Source organism: Microcoleus sp. MON1_C5, from assembly GCF_036701875.1.
Taxonomy (GTDB): Bacteria; Cyanobacteriota; Cyanobacteriia; order Cyanobacteriales; family Microcoleaceae; genus Microcoleus.
On record NZ_JAUBRN010000039.1, the window covers coordinates 1 to 13,847 of the forward strand.

Annotated in this window: 7 protein-coding genes; 3 read left to right on the forward strand and 4 right to left on the reverse strand. The window is 45.9% G+C overall.

Annotated features, from left to right (window positions below):
* Together QUA71_RS18795 and QUA71_RS18800 are read right to left on the reverse strand one after the other, a co-directional pair.
* The coding region (locus QUA71_RS18795) for a serine/threonine-protein kinase PknK (RefSeq protein ID WP_333287263.1) at window positions 1-3,827 on the reverse strand (3,827 nt) is incomplete at its 3' end.
* A gap of 850 nt (window positions 3,828-4,677) precedes the next feature.
* The gene (locus QUA71_RS18800; RefSeq protein ID WP_333287265.1) at window positions 4,678-9,564 is read right to left on the reverse strand and encodes a CHAT domain-containing protein; all 4,887 of its coding nucleotides are present in this window, start codon (window positions 9,562-9,564) and stop codon (window positions 4,678-4,680) included.
* 562 nt (window positions 9,565-10,126) lie between these two features.
* Between QUA71_RS18800 and QUA71_RS18805 the strand changes: the two genes are divergently transcribed.
* The gene (locus tag QUA71_RS18805; RefSeq protein ID WP_190661768.1) at window positions 10,127-10,321 is read left to right on the forward strand and encodes a hypothetical protein; all 195 of its coding nucleotides are present in this window, start codon (window positions 10,127-10,129) and stop codon (window positions 10,319-10,321) included.
* Window positions 10,322-10,426: 105 nt separating this feature from the next.
* On the opposite strand, the gene QUA71_RS18810 is transcribed toward QUA71_RS18805, so the two are convergent.
* Window positions 10,427-10,717, reverse strand: coding sequence for a hypothetical protein (locus QUA71_RS18810; RefSeq protein WP_190661770.1), 291 nt, complete (start codon window positions 10,715-10,717; stop codon window positions 10,427-10,429).
* A 221-nt stretch (window positions 10,718-10,938) separates the two neighbouring features.
* On the opposite strand from QUA71_RS18810, the gene QUA71_RS18815 reads away from it, so the two are divergent.
* The gene (locus tag QUA71_RS18815) at window positions 10,939-12,513 is read left to right on the forward strand and encodes a nucleoside transporter C-terminal domain-containing protein (RefSeq protein ID WP_190661772.1); all 1,575 of its coding nucleotides are present in this window, start codon (window positions 10,939-10,941) and stop codon (window positions 12,511-12,513) included.
* Window positions 12,514-12,775: 262 nt separating this feature from the next.
* Window positions 12,776-13,381 (forward strand): DUF3318 domain-containing protein, encoded by a 606-nt coding sequence (locus QUA71_RS18820; protein WP_333287267.1) that lies wholly within the window; start codon window positions 12,776-12,778, stop codon window positions 13,379-13,381.
* 135 nt (window positions 13,382-13,516) lie between these two features.
* Here the strand turns inward: QUA71_RS18820 and QUA71_RS18825 are convergent, their stop codons facing one another.
* The gene (locus QUA71_RS18825; protein ID WP_333287269.1) at window positions 13,517-13,741 is read right to left on the reverse strand and encodes a hypothetical protein; all 225 of its coding nucleotides are present in this window, start codon (window positions 13,739-13,741) and stop codon (window positions 13,517-13,519) included.
* Between the last annotated feature and the right edge of the window lie 106 nt (window positions 13,742-13,847).

Sequence of the window (13,847 nt, forward strand, 5' to 3'; positions counted from 1 at the left end):
CAAACTTGGTAGCTATAATGAGCGTTTTGCATATAAACTTGGGCGATCGTTTCTTTACCCCATGACAGGTAGAATTTTGCGGCGAGTTCGTGAGCGAGTGCTTCTTCGTTGATATATTCGTTTTCTTTAGCTAGAGCAATAGCTTTATCGTACATTTCCATTGCCTCTACTTTTTCCCCTAAAACTCGATGCCGTTCTGCCTCGACGAGATAAAATTTGTGCAAGAAATTCATGGGGGCATGATCTGCCCATTTTTTCATTTTCTCTTGATTAGCTTCGACTTTTTCAATAATACCTTGCTGCCTAGATTTTTCAGTATCGAGATATACCGCCAACCGTGCTAGAGAATCATAGAAATGGAAGATAGCAACAAGTATCATCCCTACACTTGAACCAAAATAATTTTCGCCAATAGTGATAATTTCAATTGCTTGGGAGTAATTCTCAAAGCAATAGCAAAGCTGAAGCTTGTAGAGGTATAAATAAAAAATTGCTAATTGGTCGTTGCTTTGCAAGTGTAAGGGGAGCATATGATGCTCGTCGTAGGCTTTGCCCATTAAAATGCAGGGATTTTTAGCCTTTCCCATCATGTTTAAAACCGTTTGCCAAACAATTTCGAGATAATGAAGTGAAGTTTCTTGTTTGAGTTTACTAACACCATCCCCGTAGGAAACCATTTCTTGTTCAACAACAGTTAGTTGCTTACCTACCCAATATGAGTGAACGCAGTATTGCATTGCAATATAGCCTGCAAATTCTAAATCTCCAGTTTCCAACGCGTTAGAGAAATTGGCTCGAAAACCTTCGATGACATTCCTTACGTGTTCTTTCCAAGGTTTGATAAAAGCATTTACTGTACTCTTGGTCTTAGCACTGATTTCTTTAGTATTCAACTTTGACAGCAGATTTATGGCTAATTGACCGAACTGATAGCCTTGCTCGATATCTCCCACAACCCCAGACAGAAGACAACCATATAGACTATAAACAAAGGGAGACACAGCCGCATTACCATGTTGAACAGATAAATTGACCTGTTTAGTCACTGTTAAAGGCACTAGCGACGGCAACGCTATGTAGGCAGAAGACCATATACTTAACAGTATCCTAATAATTGCTAGTTGATGAGGATCTGTCATTTGAGGAAGTTCGATTAAGTCCTCAGTTCGCTTGCCGCTCAAAATTGACGCGGTTTCGGAGAATGCTTGACCAATATCAGATAAGTTTGGCTCTTGGGGAAATTCTACCCCCAACTGCTTCAAAACTTGCAGCCCTGTAGAGATCGCTTCTGGGGATTTTTGCTGCGCCGCATAAGCTTGCATCTGGATTTCGTACACCTTCACTTTGTCCAGAAGCGATATAGGTTGTTGCAACAAGCTATTAGTCAATGTTTGCATCCCTTCAAAATCGCCGCTCAGATATGCCGCTTCTGCTGCTTCGGTATGCAGGTCTAATGTTAGGTTGTACTGCGTATCCCAGCTAGAATCTACTAACAGTCTCAAACCTGCTTGTAAATATTCGGTAGCCGCAGTATGAGCTGTTGCGGCTTTAGCTTTTTGTCCTGCCATTAAATTCAGTCTAGCGATTGCAATTCGTTCAGATTCGTCGCTAATCAGTTCAATTCCCAGATTGAAATGATCGACGATCGCAAATACTTCTTCCGCTCGTTTCTCAGGCGAGGTGTTTTGCCAAAGCAAGCGACCTATTTGCAAATGAACTGATTTTTTAGAACTTTCATCAATCAAAGCATAAGCTGCTTGTTGCACGCGATCGTGCAAAAACTTATAAGTAGTAATGATTAGATGAGACTGAACAATTTCTTCTTCTGTTACCCCGAGTTCAGAAGTGGCTAAAATTAATCCATCTTGGATCGCGGGCAATAGCTCTTGAAAAGTTTCGGCGGTAGATTTTTCGTTAACTATGGAGAGAGTATTTAAGTCAAAACTATTGCCCACACAAGCAGCTAACCGTAAAGCCTGCTGAGTTGAATCTGGCATTTTTCTCAATTTACCGACCATCAACTCAACGACGTTATCGGTAATCCCTACGGCTTCTATTTCTGAAATATTCCAATCCCAGTTTCTTTGCTCCGAATTAAAAATCAGGAGGTTTTCTTCATAGAGAGTTCTGAGAAACTGATTGACAAAAAAAGGATTGCCTTGAGTTTTACCGACGACTAACTCAGCTAGGAGGATGACTGATTCTCTATCCCTACGCACAGTATCAGCTATCAAGTTAGTAATATGTTCGATATCTAAGGGAGTTAAGGTAATGTGGTTAATAGTCGCGCCTTGATTTTGCAGCCCCTCCAGAGTCATGATTAAGGGATGCGTGGGGCTCACTTCGTTATCTCGATAAGCACCCATTAGAAATAAGTATTTTGTTTCCTCATCCGCCATCATTATTTCCAGCAGTTTCAGAGTAGCAGAGTCAGCCCATTGCAAATCGTCTAGAAAAATGACTAAGGGGTGATCGACACAACAAAACACCCGGATAAATTTTTGGAAGACTAAATTAAAACGGTTTTGCGATTCTGTAGCACCTAACTCTTGGACGGGTGGCTGTTTGCCAACAATCAGTTCTACCTCCGGAATGACATCTATAATGATTTGACCGTTATCACCAAACGCTGCTAAAAGTTTTTCTTTCCAGGCGCCCAGTTGCATTTCGCTTTCAGTTAATAGTTGCTTGACTAAGGATCCAAAAGCTTTAACAATAGCTGAGTAAGGAACATTGCGTTGAAATTGGTCGAATTTGCCGGCAATAAAATAACCGTTTGCCTTAGTAATCGGTTTATAAACTTCTTGCACTAAGGCTGATTTGCCAATGCCCGAGTAACCAGACACTAACATAATTTCTGTTGTGCCATTGCTGACGCGCTCGAAGGCTGCTAATAAGGTTTCTAGTTCTCGTTCTCTCCCATAGAGTTTTTGGGGTATTTGAAACTTATCTGTAATATCTTTTTGGGCGATATCAAAATCTGCAATCGTTCCTTTCGCCTGTAGTTGTTCCAGGCATTCTTCTAAATCTGCGATGATTCCCCAAGCACTTTGGTATCTTTTTTCAGCCGTTTTTTCTAACAGCTTCATTACGAGATCGGAAACTGCTTTAGGAATTCCTATTTCTGGATTGATTTCATGGGGCGGCACTGCTTGTTTAGCAATATGACAGTGGACTAATTCCATTGCATCGTCGTAATCCCATGGCAGTTGCCCCGTTAGCAGTTCGTAAAAAGTGACTCCTAATGAGTAAAAATCCGTGCGGTAGTCGATCGCTCGGTTCATTCTACCTGTTTGTTCCGGCGATATATAGCTCAGAGTGCCTTCTAAAACAGTAGGATTTTTTAGGGTAGGATTCTCACGAGTTAAAACAGTAGAGATGCCAAAATCTATGATTTGGACTAGCCCTGTTGTCGAATTAATAATAATATTGCTCGGGTTGATATCTTTATGAATAATGTTATATTGATGAATTTGACCTAAAGCTCTGGTTATTTTAATAGCTGTTGACAAAAACTCTTCTAAGGTAAGTTGTTGAGAAGCAAACCACAGCTTTAATGATTCTCCACCACTATCCTCAAAAATAATAACTAAACTGTTTTGATATCTTTCTAAGCTGTAGGTTTTCGGTACAGTTTCTAGGTTGAGATTGCGTGTTATTTCGTATTCCTGCTTGTATCTGACTAACGAAGCTGGCATCGGATAATCTTGCTTGAGAAATTTGAGAATGACTGGTTGGTTGTCTTGCTTTCTCAGTCCTCGGTAAACTAAAGAATTGTTAGTTTCATGTATTTGGTTGGTAATCTCGTAGCCAGCTAAGTTAATCATCTTTGGAGCCTATTTAAATAAGAAATACACATTTTTTTAGCAATTATCAATTTCTAAGTAGATGTACCCTCTAATATAAAGACTAGCCTGCACTTTAAGCAAAATTTAAATTTTCAATAAAAAAATATTAATTTTTACATTTCTTAAAAAAAATACAAATAAAGATTTATGTTAGGAGGGAGCTCGCTCCACAGTTTCCTCCAAAAGCAGGCAGAACAGAGTGAAGGGATCTCGCCGTTGAGCTTCCTCAGAGATTTTGGCGTTGCATAATTATAGTATGAATAGGTGGAATCACCATGCAATGAAAGCCAGTGAAAATCAACCGACAGCCGTAAAAACCGTAATAAAAAAGGAAAACCGAAGCACATTTGTGTCAAATCTGGTTGTCAATTTATCGCTGATTATGAATCCCACGCCTGGTTACAGTGATACTGTGAAACCCCAAGGTATAAAAATGTATGTCAATGGTAGGAATTTTCGGACTATTAACGAATCAAGGGAGCTCATCACATCACCCTAATAACTTGAGTAAGACTTGTCGGAAAACTCCGAGCCGATGCTTATCACCCCGAGGTCATTTCAGAAGTCGATGAGCTCGATGAATTACAGACTTATGTAAAAAAAACACACCAAATCTGGCCGTGGACAGCCGTTGACCACTTTGGTTCAGGAATTTTAGAATGGGTATTAGGATATCATCGTTCCGAGACATTTGATAGCGTTTCCGGTTGCATCGGAAACGATATAAGTCCTAAATAAATTACCTAAAATTTCAGGATGTTCCAGTTACTGCACTATTGATACCTTGATTAAGCAACGCCTCTTTTTCCTTCTTCCTTCAACATCTCCATTACCAAGGATTGCCAATCATTGTAAAGGCGGCCCAATAATAAGGATGCAAAAGCACTCGATCGCCCCGCGCCGCAATTTCCGGAGGCAAAGTTAGACTCATAGAAAGCCCTTCGACTCGCAGCATCCCGTCTTGAATCCGCACGCGCCCCTGCAGCATCTCCAATTGCGCGCGTCGCAAAGCCTCCGCTTTAATCATCAAATTGCCACCGCGTCTGGGGGCCCGCAACTGCCGGTAAAACTCCGTCATCAGCCCCAAAGTCCCCTCATCACTGACTTCCCACAAACTCGCCAAAGCCGATTTAGCACCGCTAGCTACCGCCAAACCCGCAAACCCCAACTCCGCCTCTTCGTCGCCCAAAGCAGTACTGCACGCGCTTAAAACTAACAGATTCACCGGCGGTTCATTCCACCGCAACTGTGGCATTTGATCGAGGCGCAATTTAGTATCCCACAACTGAATGTAAGAATTTTTCGGTTCCCCAGGCTGGAATTCGCTGTGAGTTGCTAAGTGAATGATGCCAAAAGGCCGATTTGCCCGCTGAGCTTGCAAATTTCCGAGAGTAAAATCTTGATTCAAAAATGATTTTCCGCGATCGGGCGGCGCGATCGACTCTAACTCCACCGGTACCGCCGGTAATGGCGCTTTATCTTCAAATACCGACGCCCCCATCGCCAAAATTTCATCATCCGCAATATTGTCGTAGCGAATATCAGTTAAACTCAGACTCGGCATCACGCTAATGCTGTATTTCTCAACTAAAAAGCCTTTGCCGTCGTGAAGGGCCGCAAACGGTACGCTCCGCAAACCTGCTGCCGGAATTACAATTAAATTGTCAATCTTTAAAGCTGCCAATTCTGGGGCAACTGGTGCAATTAACCACCGATAAAGTTTTTGCGCCGTATCCAAATAACTAATGCTGCTTCTTTTTCGGGGATTAGTTATTTCGCTTTGCAGGGCGTCAGCTAGTTGCAACACCTGCCAGCGCGTTGTCGCCGGAATTAAAACGCGCTGGGGTTGAGCGTTAGCTGTTACTAACACTAATTCTAAATGCTCCCCGTTAGGAACATCGGAAACTTCTTTGCCATCCGGCTGCAACCTCTGGGTCAACTTATTTTCTAAGGGATGAGGGGGCTGGGAGGCGAGGTTTGTTCTCACAGGCAATACATTAGATAAATCCTGGCTTGCCACCACTACAGAATCATTTTCTTTGGCGGCCCCTGCATCCGCTATGCTGACCCAATTCATATAAATAATGGCAGATTTTATCCCGGTAGTTTGTTCATTTTTACGAAGAGTTTCGTAAATAACCGACATATTACTAATCGGTCTTCTTGCGGGCAAGTCCAGATATTTTTCGTACTCGCGAGTAAAGGTTTGTTCAAATTCTAAAACTCCCGAACCTGCCGCATCTAATCTGCGAGAAGGAGCGAAAATATCCGGGCTAGTTGGGGAATGTTTGTATCTACTTGGCGATCGCAATTCTACTTCCATAGATGCAGGAAGTGACAGCGCAGGCTCGGGATTTACGGGGACTACTGGCACTACAGGCGGTGGGGCAATTGGTGCCGGAATTGGTGCCGGAATTGGTGCCGGAATTGGTGCCGGAATTGGTGCCGGAATTGGTGCCGGAATTGGTGCCGGAGCAGAGGGGGGGCCCGGGGTAACTAGGGAAATCTGATTTGGTAAACTTCCTTGCGTGTAAGTTTGTCCAAAAGAAAAAGTGGGCAAAATGGCGTTTCCCCCACCAGCATTAATGCTTCCCCGGGTTCCATTATCGATCGCGCCGCCAACTACAAACGGTCGATCGATACCGCCTCCGTGGCGAATTGCGACTGCTCCCGCCCGCGCACCTCCGGCAGTAGAAATACTGGAAAAATTGCCCGATATATCGTTGAAAACACTGTTCGAGCTAAACAAACCGAGGGTTGTCACATCAACGCTGCCGCCAGTGCCACCAGTGCCGCCTTGAGCGTTGATAAAGCCCAACTGAATGTTATCAGTCGCGCTCAGGGAAACGCCTCCGCCGTTGCCGTTTGAAGTGCTGCTGGAGTTGAGATCGAGAGCCGAAATGCCCGATGAAGAGGTGACAGCAATATTTCCGCCGATCGCCCCCGAAGCGTTCAAAGCTCCCGCAGTTAAAGGGCCGGCATTGCTTTGGAGAGCGATCGCGCCTCCTGTGCCCGCCGATGACGAGTCGATCGCACCCGCAGCAACAGTATTCCCCTCAACTCGAATCCTCCCACCGTTCGAGGTAATATTGCCAGTCCGAACCTCGCCGCTTGCTTGCAGGTTCACGCTGCCGCCATCCGTCCTTAAATTACCCTCTAAGAGGACATTTGCTGCCTTGATATCGGCTCCCAAAGCGGCCCTGCTGTCCCCTCCGAAGGTAACAGAATCTCGCGCGTTAACGCTCAAACTGCGGGCTGCAATTGTGGAAGTCGCCGTCACGCTAGCAGCATCAGCCGAGAGCCGGCCCAACCTCTGAGTTTGACCGACTCTGCCGTCAAAAGTAATGTTGCCGCCAGCCCGCAGCGTCAAATTATTTGCGCGGCCCGGCGTGCTGTCGAGGGTATTGGCAAAAGCAATATTGCCGGTAGTGGCGGCTAGGGTGGCGGTGCGATAGACTGTGACGTTACTATTGAAAGTCATGTCGCCAGATGTCGCAATATTGCCCGAAACCTGGGTACTGTCGGCGTGGACGTACAAACTAGCCAGCGGTGCAGCTTGACCGACTGTAGCGCCGAACAGCACTCGCTGAGCGTCAAGTCTCAGGGCGCGAGATCCGTCAAGGCTACCGGAGAACAGAATGTTGCCCCTAGCTTCAGTGCTCAAAGCCACGTCAGCATTGAGGGATGCGTTTCCTGTAAAAGTGAGATCGCCGCCGGATGTCGCAATGTTGGCGTTGAGATCGGTTTTGGGCGCGTCGAGAGTCAAGCTAGCGCTGCCACTTGTTCTCAGGGGATTGTCGATCGCGATCGAGCTGCCTTGAAGTGTCAGCGGGCTGTTGAAGGTAATGGGTGCGACGATCGCGATCGAGGAGCTGCTACCGTTTTCGCGCCCGATCGCGATCGAGCCGAAACCCCCCGCCAAAGCGCCGAGATCCCTTGCCGTCAAGTCTAAAATGCCCAAAATATCGCCGGTGCCACCGATCCGAATTGCTCGGCTATCGTTGGGTTGCAAGCGAATTGTTCCCCCCGCACTGCTGACAGAATTGCTGCCGCCCCTCAAGTCAATGCCGTTAGCAGTGAGAGCGATATTGCCACCGTTAGCATTAAGTCCGCCCAGAGAGATGCTGCTGGCGAAAATGTTGATGTTGCCACCTTGAGTCTCGATTAAATCCTTGGGGTCATTGACAAAAAACACTCCGCCCGATCTAAAGGTTACGGTGTCTCCCGCGATCGCTTGCAGCGAAAGTTTGTTATCGGGCAAGTCTTGGACGGTGATGTAGCCCGGGGTTTCTAGAACCACGTTGCTGCCGGCCGCCATCTGTTCCAACTGCACTTCTGAGATCGATGTTTCATTAGGTTCTGGTGCCGCTTCGAGTCCGCCAGCGGTTGATTGCGCGCTGGTGTCGCCGTTACCGCTGACGATCGTAATATTTGCCGGATCGAGCAACAAATTGCCGATCGCACCGTTAGTCGCGCGGGTATCGATTTGTCCTTGGAAAGTTAAAGCATTTTTGCCGGAAACTTCGACTGTGCCGCCGTTACCTGCGGCGAGACCCCCGCGAGCACTAATATTGCCGAAGAAGCGAGTTGTATTGTCTGACCAAATTACCGCAGTGCCGCCATTGCCGCGGTCGATCGCGTTGGCTGCGATCGTAGAATCAGGACTAACATAAGTTACCTGTGCGTTCGGCACTGGTTCCATCCCCCGGAAACCGCCTCCGACGCGCACTGTACCTCCGCCGTTCGTCCCGGAAGCATAGATATTTGCGCCGAAGAGTCCAACTTTTTCCCCTAAAATATTGACTGTGCCGCCAGCATTCCCAGAAGGAGCAAATACATTTAAAGAACCCGAGACGATCGCACTTCCGGCAACTGCCGCCACTGTTTGGCCGCCAGTCAGTACCACTTGACCTTGTTCGTTAGTCGTTAAACCTGTGGCTGATGCTACGCCGGGGCCCGTCAGCAACTGAGGCAAAGAAACCGGGGCGATCGCCGATTTTTCAGACTGCAAAGACGGAGTAATTTCTAAACTTAATAAATTGCCAAATTGACTGATACGGACTGCATTTTTTCCCTGAACAGCAGCCACAGTAATTTGACCGTTGGGAGCGGATAATTGTCCTGTGTTAATAACTGTGCCACCGAGCAAAGTTAAATTTTGCCCGCTGCCAACTGCCAAGTTCCCCGCATTGACAATTGCACCCACTTGTGAATTATTAAAATTAAATTGATTGGGATTCCCCAGTAAAGCTTTGTAATCATTAATTCCTGCCGAATTGAACCAGCTATCGCCGAAACCAATACCTGTAGCAGTTGTCGCCAAAAACGACCCCGGCACGTTTAATCTAGCATTTTGACCGAAGACAATTCCGGCAGGATTCATTAAGAATAAATTCGAGTTGCCACCGCTTACAGAAATCAGACCGTTAATTACGGAAACATTGTCGCCGGAAATCCGCCCTAAAATATTTTGAATATTCGGATTAGTTAGAAAATTAGCTATTTGACCTTCGCTGAGATTAAATTGGCTGAAGCTGTGAAAAAGATTTGCGCCGTTTCCTGACAGTTGCCCGCCGCTAATGTCTGTGCGATTTTGCTCGGACTTAACAACAGTATTCGTGCCGTCAGTAGCAGGAACTACAGGTTGCGATCGCACTGCTAGCGGTAGCAGCCCAAAACCTAATGTCAAAATTAGAGCAGAACGAAAATAGGTCATTGGAGGAAGCTATTAGTCATTAGTCATTATTCATTAGTCATTAAGTAGATCGGCACAAAAAAGCAATAATATCTTGGCGGGGCGGGTGGAGCCAGTATCTTTACTTGTAAGCAGTTTATTGCTGCACTCACCCACCGTCCCATGTAATGTTTATGTGTAATCACCTACTTAGTCATTAGTCATGAGTCCCAGGAAACAAGGAAAAGCCACTTTCCCATTACCAATTCCCAATTCCCGATTACCAATTCTCCATTACCAATTCTAATCTCTTCTCGTTTTGATTTTTTTTGAGCTGTAATGTTCCGCCAAAGTGCCAATAAATTTAAAAAGGTCGATCGAACACCGCCACCGCCGGGGGTCGATCGCACTCCCAAACCACCCGTTGCCAGAATGTCGGAAATTTAAGGCAAATTTTGTATTTATCTCTCGCCAGTGTATTGACAAAATCCCCCCAGAGTCCTAAGATTGGAGCACTGATTTGGTGGGACAGCAAAAACCCACACCATAACTGGCTCCTCTAATAAAGTTAAAAACAAAATATTGATGCTTTTAGAGACCAACCATGCAAACCCCAGCTTTCCCATTTCTAACTGAACAAATAGTAGAGCGGATATTTTCGTCAGGCGAACTGACTCGGGATGACAGACAGCGAATTCAGTCAATGCTCTTAAATGAGTCGATCGGCGAAAATGAATTGAGCTTAATTGAAAAAGTGATGGAAGGCGTAGTCAAGGGAATACTTGACGTGATGAATTAGTTGATAACTGGCGCTAACATATCTAAATGTAGGGTGCGCCGAGGCGCACCTTAGCCTAATTTTAAATAAAATCGAAAATCGAAAAGCGAAAATTCTGTCACCGTTCTAAAAATCATCATCCGGGCCGTCATCCGGGCTGTCATCCGAACTCTGATCGCGACGCACAAGTTCAGAAGGAGGCCTATCGTTACTCCAAGCCCACCAAACGCCATCGCACTGGCAGCGGTAAAATTCTTGCCACTTGCGGCGGTTGAACTCGGTGTATACTGGCGATCGGCGATTAATCCAGACCTCAGCGGCATCAGTGCAGCTTGCACCGCACTTGGGACAGCAAAACTCATTAGCGTGAACCGCCGTCGCAGTCCATTCAGGAGGATGTGGAGCAAAAGCTTCCATGTGTTAGAGTTTCTATCTAAACTGCTGGTAATTACGGCAAATCAAGGCTTGCTAAAGATCCGCAGAGTTCGGAATGACCTAAGCAATGACATCAGTACGCTGTTGAGTGCGTAATTTATCGGCCCGTTATTTTTTTTTAGCATTTGCCGTCAGATGAATAGTATAACTGATGTGGTGCCAGCCGTCGATCGGCATTCTTAAGTATTTCAAGGACTAGGCTCATGTCAATCTACAATCTTATCTCGTTTCTGGGAATTTTTGGCTTATGTGCGATCGCCTGGATTTTTTCAGAAAACCGACAGTCCAAGTATATTCCATGGCGCGTCATCATCTGGGGCATTGGACTGCAATTAGTCTTAGGATTTTTAGTATTCCTGTTCCCCCCAACTCGCATCGCCCTAGAGTGGTTTACTGGCTTACTGGATGGAGTATTCACCGCTGCTGACGCTGGAGCGAGATTTGTATTCGGGAGCAATGTTGTACCGATACCTGGTAAAGCTCCGGCAGTTAATTTAGGATATATTTTTGCCTTTAGAGCTTTACCGACAGTCATCTTTTTTTCGGGCCTCATGGCCTTGCTATACAACATCGGCGTGATTCAAATTATCACCGAACTTTTTGCCAAAATCTTTTATACCACAATGCGGTTGAGCGGCGCAGAAGCCCTCAGCGGCGCTGCTAATATCTTCGTAGGAATTGAAGCGGCAATTGTCGTCAAGCCTTATTTGCCGAAAATGACTCGTTCGGAACTTTGTGCAATCCTCTCTTGCTGTTTTGGGACGGCCGCTTCTTCAACTTTAGCAATTTACGTTAGTTTTCTAAAGCCAGTTTTTCCCAATATTTTAGGGCATTTAGTTTCAGCCTCAATTATCGCCATTCCCGCTTGTTTTGTCCTCTCCAAAATCTTAGTACCCGAAACAGGCGTACCCCTGACAATGGGCGGCATTCCCAAGGAAGAACCGAAGCCTCAAGGCCGCGAGTTTGTGGGCGAAGAAATTTCGGACACGGAGCGCGAGGAATTCAAACAAGAGACTGTTGGGGGAGAACCAATCGAACGAGTTAGCCCTTTGGATGCAGCGATAATTGGTGCATTGGACGGTGTAAAAATGGCAGTAGCAATTGCCGCTGTTTTGATTTTAATCTTAGGCTTAGTTTCCTTAATCAATCAATTCTTTGGCTGGCTGGCAATTTTGCCAGGCCCAATTGGTGACTTGTTCAAAGTTGTCACCTTAGCCAACATTATGGGAGTCTTATTTTATCCCCTGACGCTATTAACAGGAGTTCCATTAGAGGACTCTTGGCAAGCGTCAGTAATTATCGGTCGCAGGTTGTTAGAAACGGCGATTCCTCCCTATCAAACTCTAGCAGAAGCATCGGCAAACAAACTGGTGAGCGATCGTACCGTTTTAATTGTCAGTTACGCCCTTTCCGGCTTCGCCCACTTAGCCTCCGTCGGCATATTTGTCGGCGGCACGATCGCCCTAATTCCATCCCGCCGCAAAGACATTTCCGAACTCGGTTGGAAAGCATTATTTGTCGGCACTTTAGCGACAATGATGATCGCTTGCATCGCGGGCACCTTCGACACCGGAGACGCCAGCATTTTAGGCGCTAAGACAGCCCCTGCTGCCCCGCTAACAGCCCCTGATTCTCCAAAACCACTGCCATCCCCAGCCGCTAATTCAAAGCCGTCAGTTGCCCCAGCAATTGTCAGTCCGAAGCCTTCGGCTAATACCCAAAAAGCGTCTCCCCGAGTTCAAGAATCTCCCTCTCCCGCATCCAAGAAAAACCCTTAATTATCTTCTATGGACTTGTAGGGGCGGGTTTTACGAACAATATTTAACTAGGGTCAAAAATCTACAGAAACCCGCCCCCACAGAACCAATAACCTACATCAACTTTGATTTCGATGGCATCAGCTCTTGGGTGGGCGCGGGTTTACGAGATTGTAGGTTTTAGGCAATTATTGTCGGTAAAACCCGCCGCTACGAGGTACTGACCAATATTATTGTTTTTTTATCTAGATGCAATTACCAATTACTAATTACCCCAAAATTTATGAATCCCGATCCAGAAATTCGCCGCCTGTTAGATGTGATGCCCGCTTCCGGCCGCATGACGTGTAAAATCATTAATAAGCCCCAACAATCAACAGTAATTGACTGCGATTTTCCTTTACCTTGGAATCAATCTCGCCCGATTTATATTAATTTTGATTTGTGGCGGCTGCTATCTAAGCCGCAGCGGGATTTACTGCTATTGCGGAATGTCAGTTTTCTGTGCAATGTTAAGTGGTTTAAACCGGATATTTATCAAGGTGCGGCTCTGGCGGGAATTGTCGGGACTGTTGTAGAATTGTTGCAGGGAGATGCGATCGGCACTGCGATCGCGGGCGGTTTGACGGGACTCGCCATGACTCGAATTTGGCGCGACAACCGCAGTTCCCAAGTAGAGTTAGATGCTGATGAAGGGGCGATTAGAGTAGCGGGAAGGCGCGGTTACAACGAAGCGGAAGCTGCCGGACATTTGCTTGGGGCGATCGAGGCTGTGGCGCAAATTGAAGGGCGCAGTTTGGATTTTAATGAGTTGATTCGGTGTCAAAACTTAAAGGCGATATCGGGTATTTCGGCGGTGGGGGTGCCCGATAGTATCAGGCAAGATTGAAATCAACTTAAATGCCAAGGAACTTATTTTAATTACATCGCGAGTACCAACGCACCTGTACCCTGAGCGCGATCGTACCATTCATCTGTGTACAGACAAGACAAACCCACAAGTCGCTTTAGCACCCGCATAGCTTCATTTAACCATACCGCGGCTATTTGAAGTGCTACATAAATCTGACAGCACGTATTGATTTATTTCCCCGCGACTCAGCTTCAAGAAAATATATTCTTCGCCGTTAGTTATCATCCCAAAAGTTGGGTTTTCAGCGTGAGGATTCCCCATCACTTCTGCTAAATTCTGCGGAACAGCCTGCGAAACGCTGAAACCATCTTCTTTACTTTCAATTAACACTATCAAAAATTAAGTTTGGATGCCTTAGTCCTCCATACGCCCTTGTAAAACCCGAACTTCATCTTCTCCGAATATCTCAATTTTCCGAGATTTCGCGCCTCTAATTCAAAAT

Excerpts from the sequence above, each read along its gene's own strand:
- QUA71_RS18800 (WP_333287265.1), bottom strand. The coding sequence starts at position 9,564 with ATGACCTATTTTCGTTCTGCTCTAATTTTGACATTAGGTTTTGGGCTG.
- QUA71_RS18805 (WP_190661768.1), top strand. The coding sequence starts at position 10,127 with ATGCAAACCCCAGCTTTCCCATTTCTAACTGAACAAATAGTAGAGCGG.
- QUA71_RS18810 (WP_190661770.1), bottom strand. The coding sequence starts at position 10,717 with ATGGAAGCTTTTGCTCCACATCCTCCTGAATGGACTGCGACGGCGGTT.
- QUA71_RS18815 (WP_190661772.1), top strand. The coding sequence starts at position 10,939 with ATGTCAATCTACAATCTTATCTCGTTTCTGGGAATTTTTGGCTTATGT.
- QUA71_RS18820 (WP_333287267.1), top strand. The coding sequence starts at position 12,776 with ATGAATCCCGATCCAGAAATTCGCCGCCTGTTAGATGTGATGCCCGCT.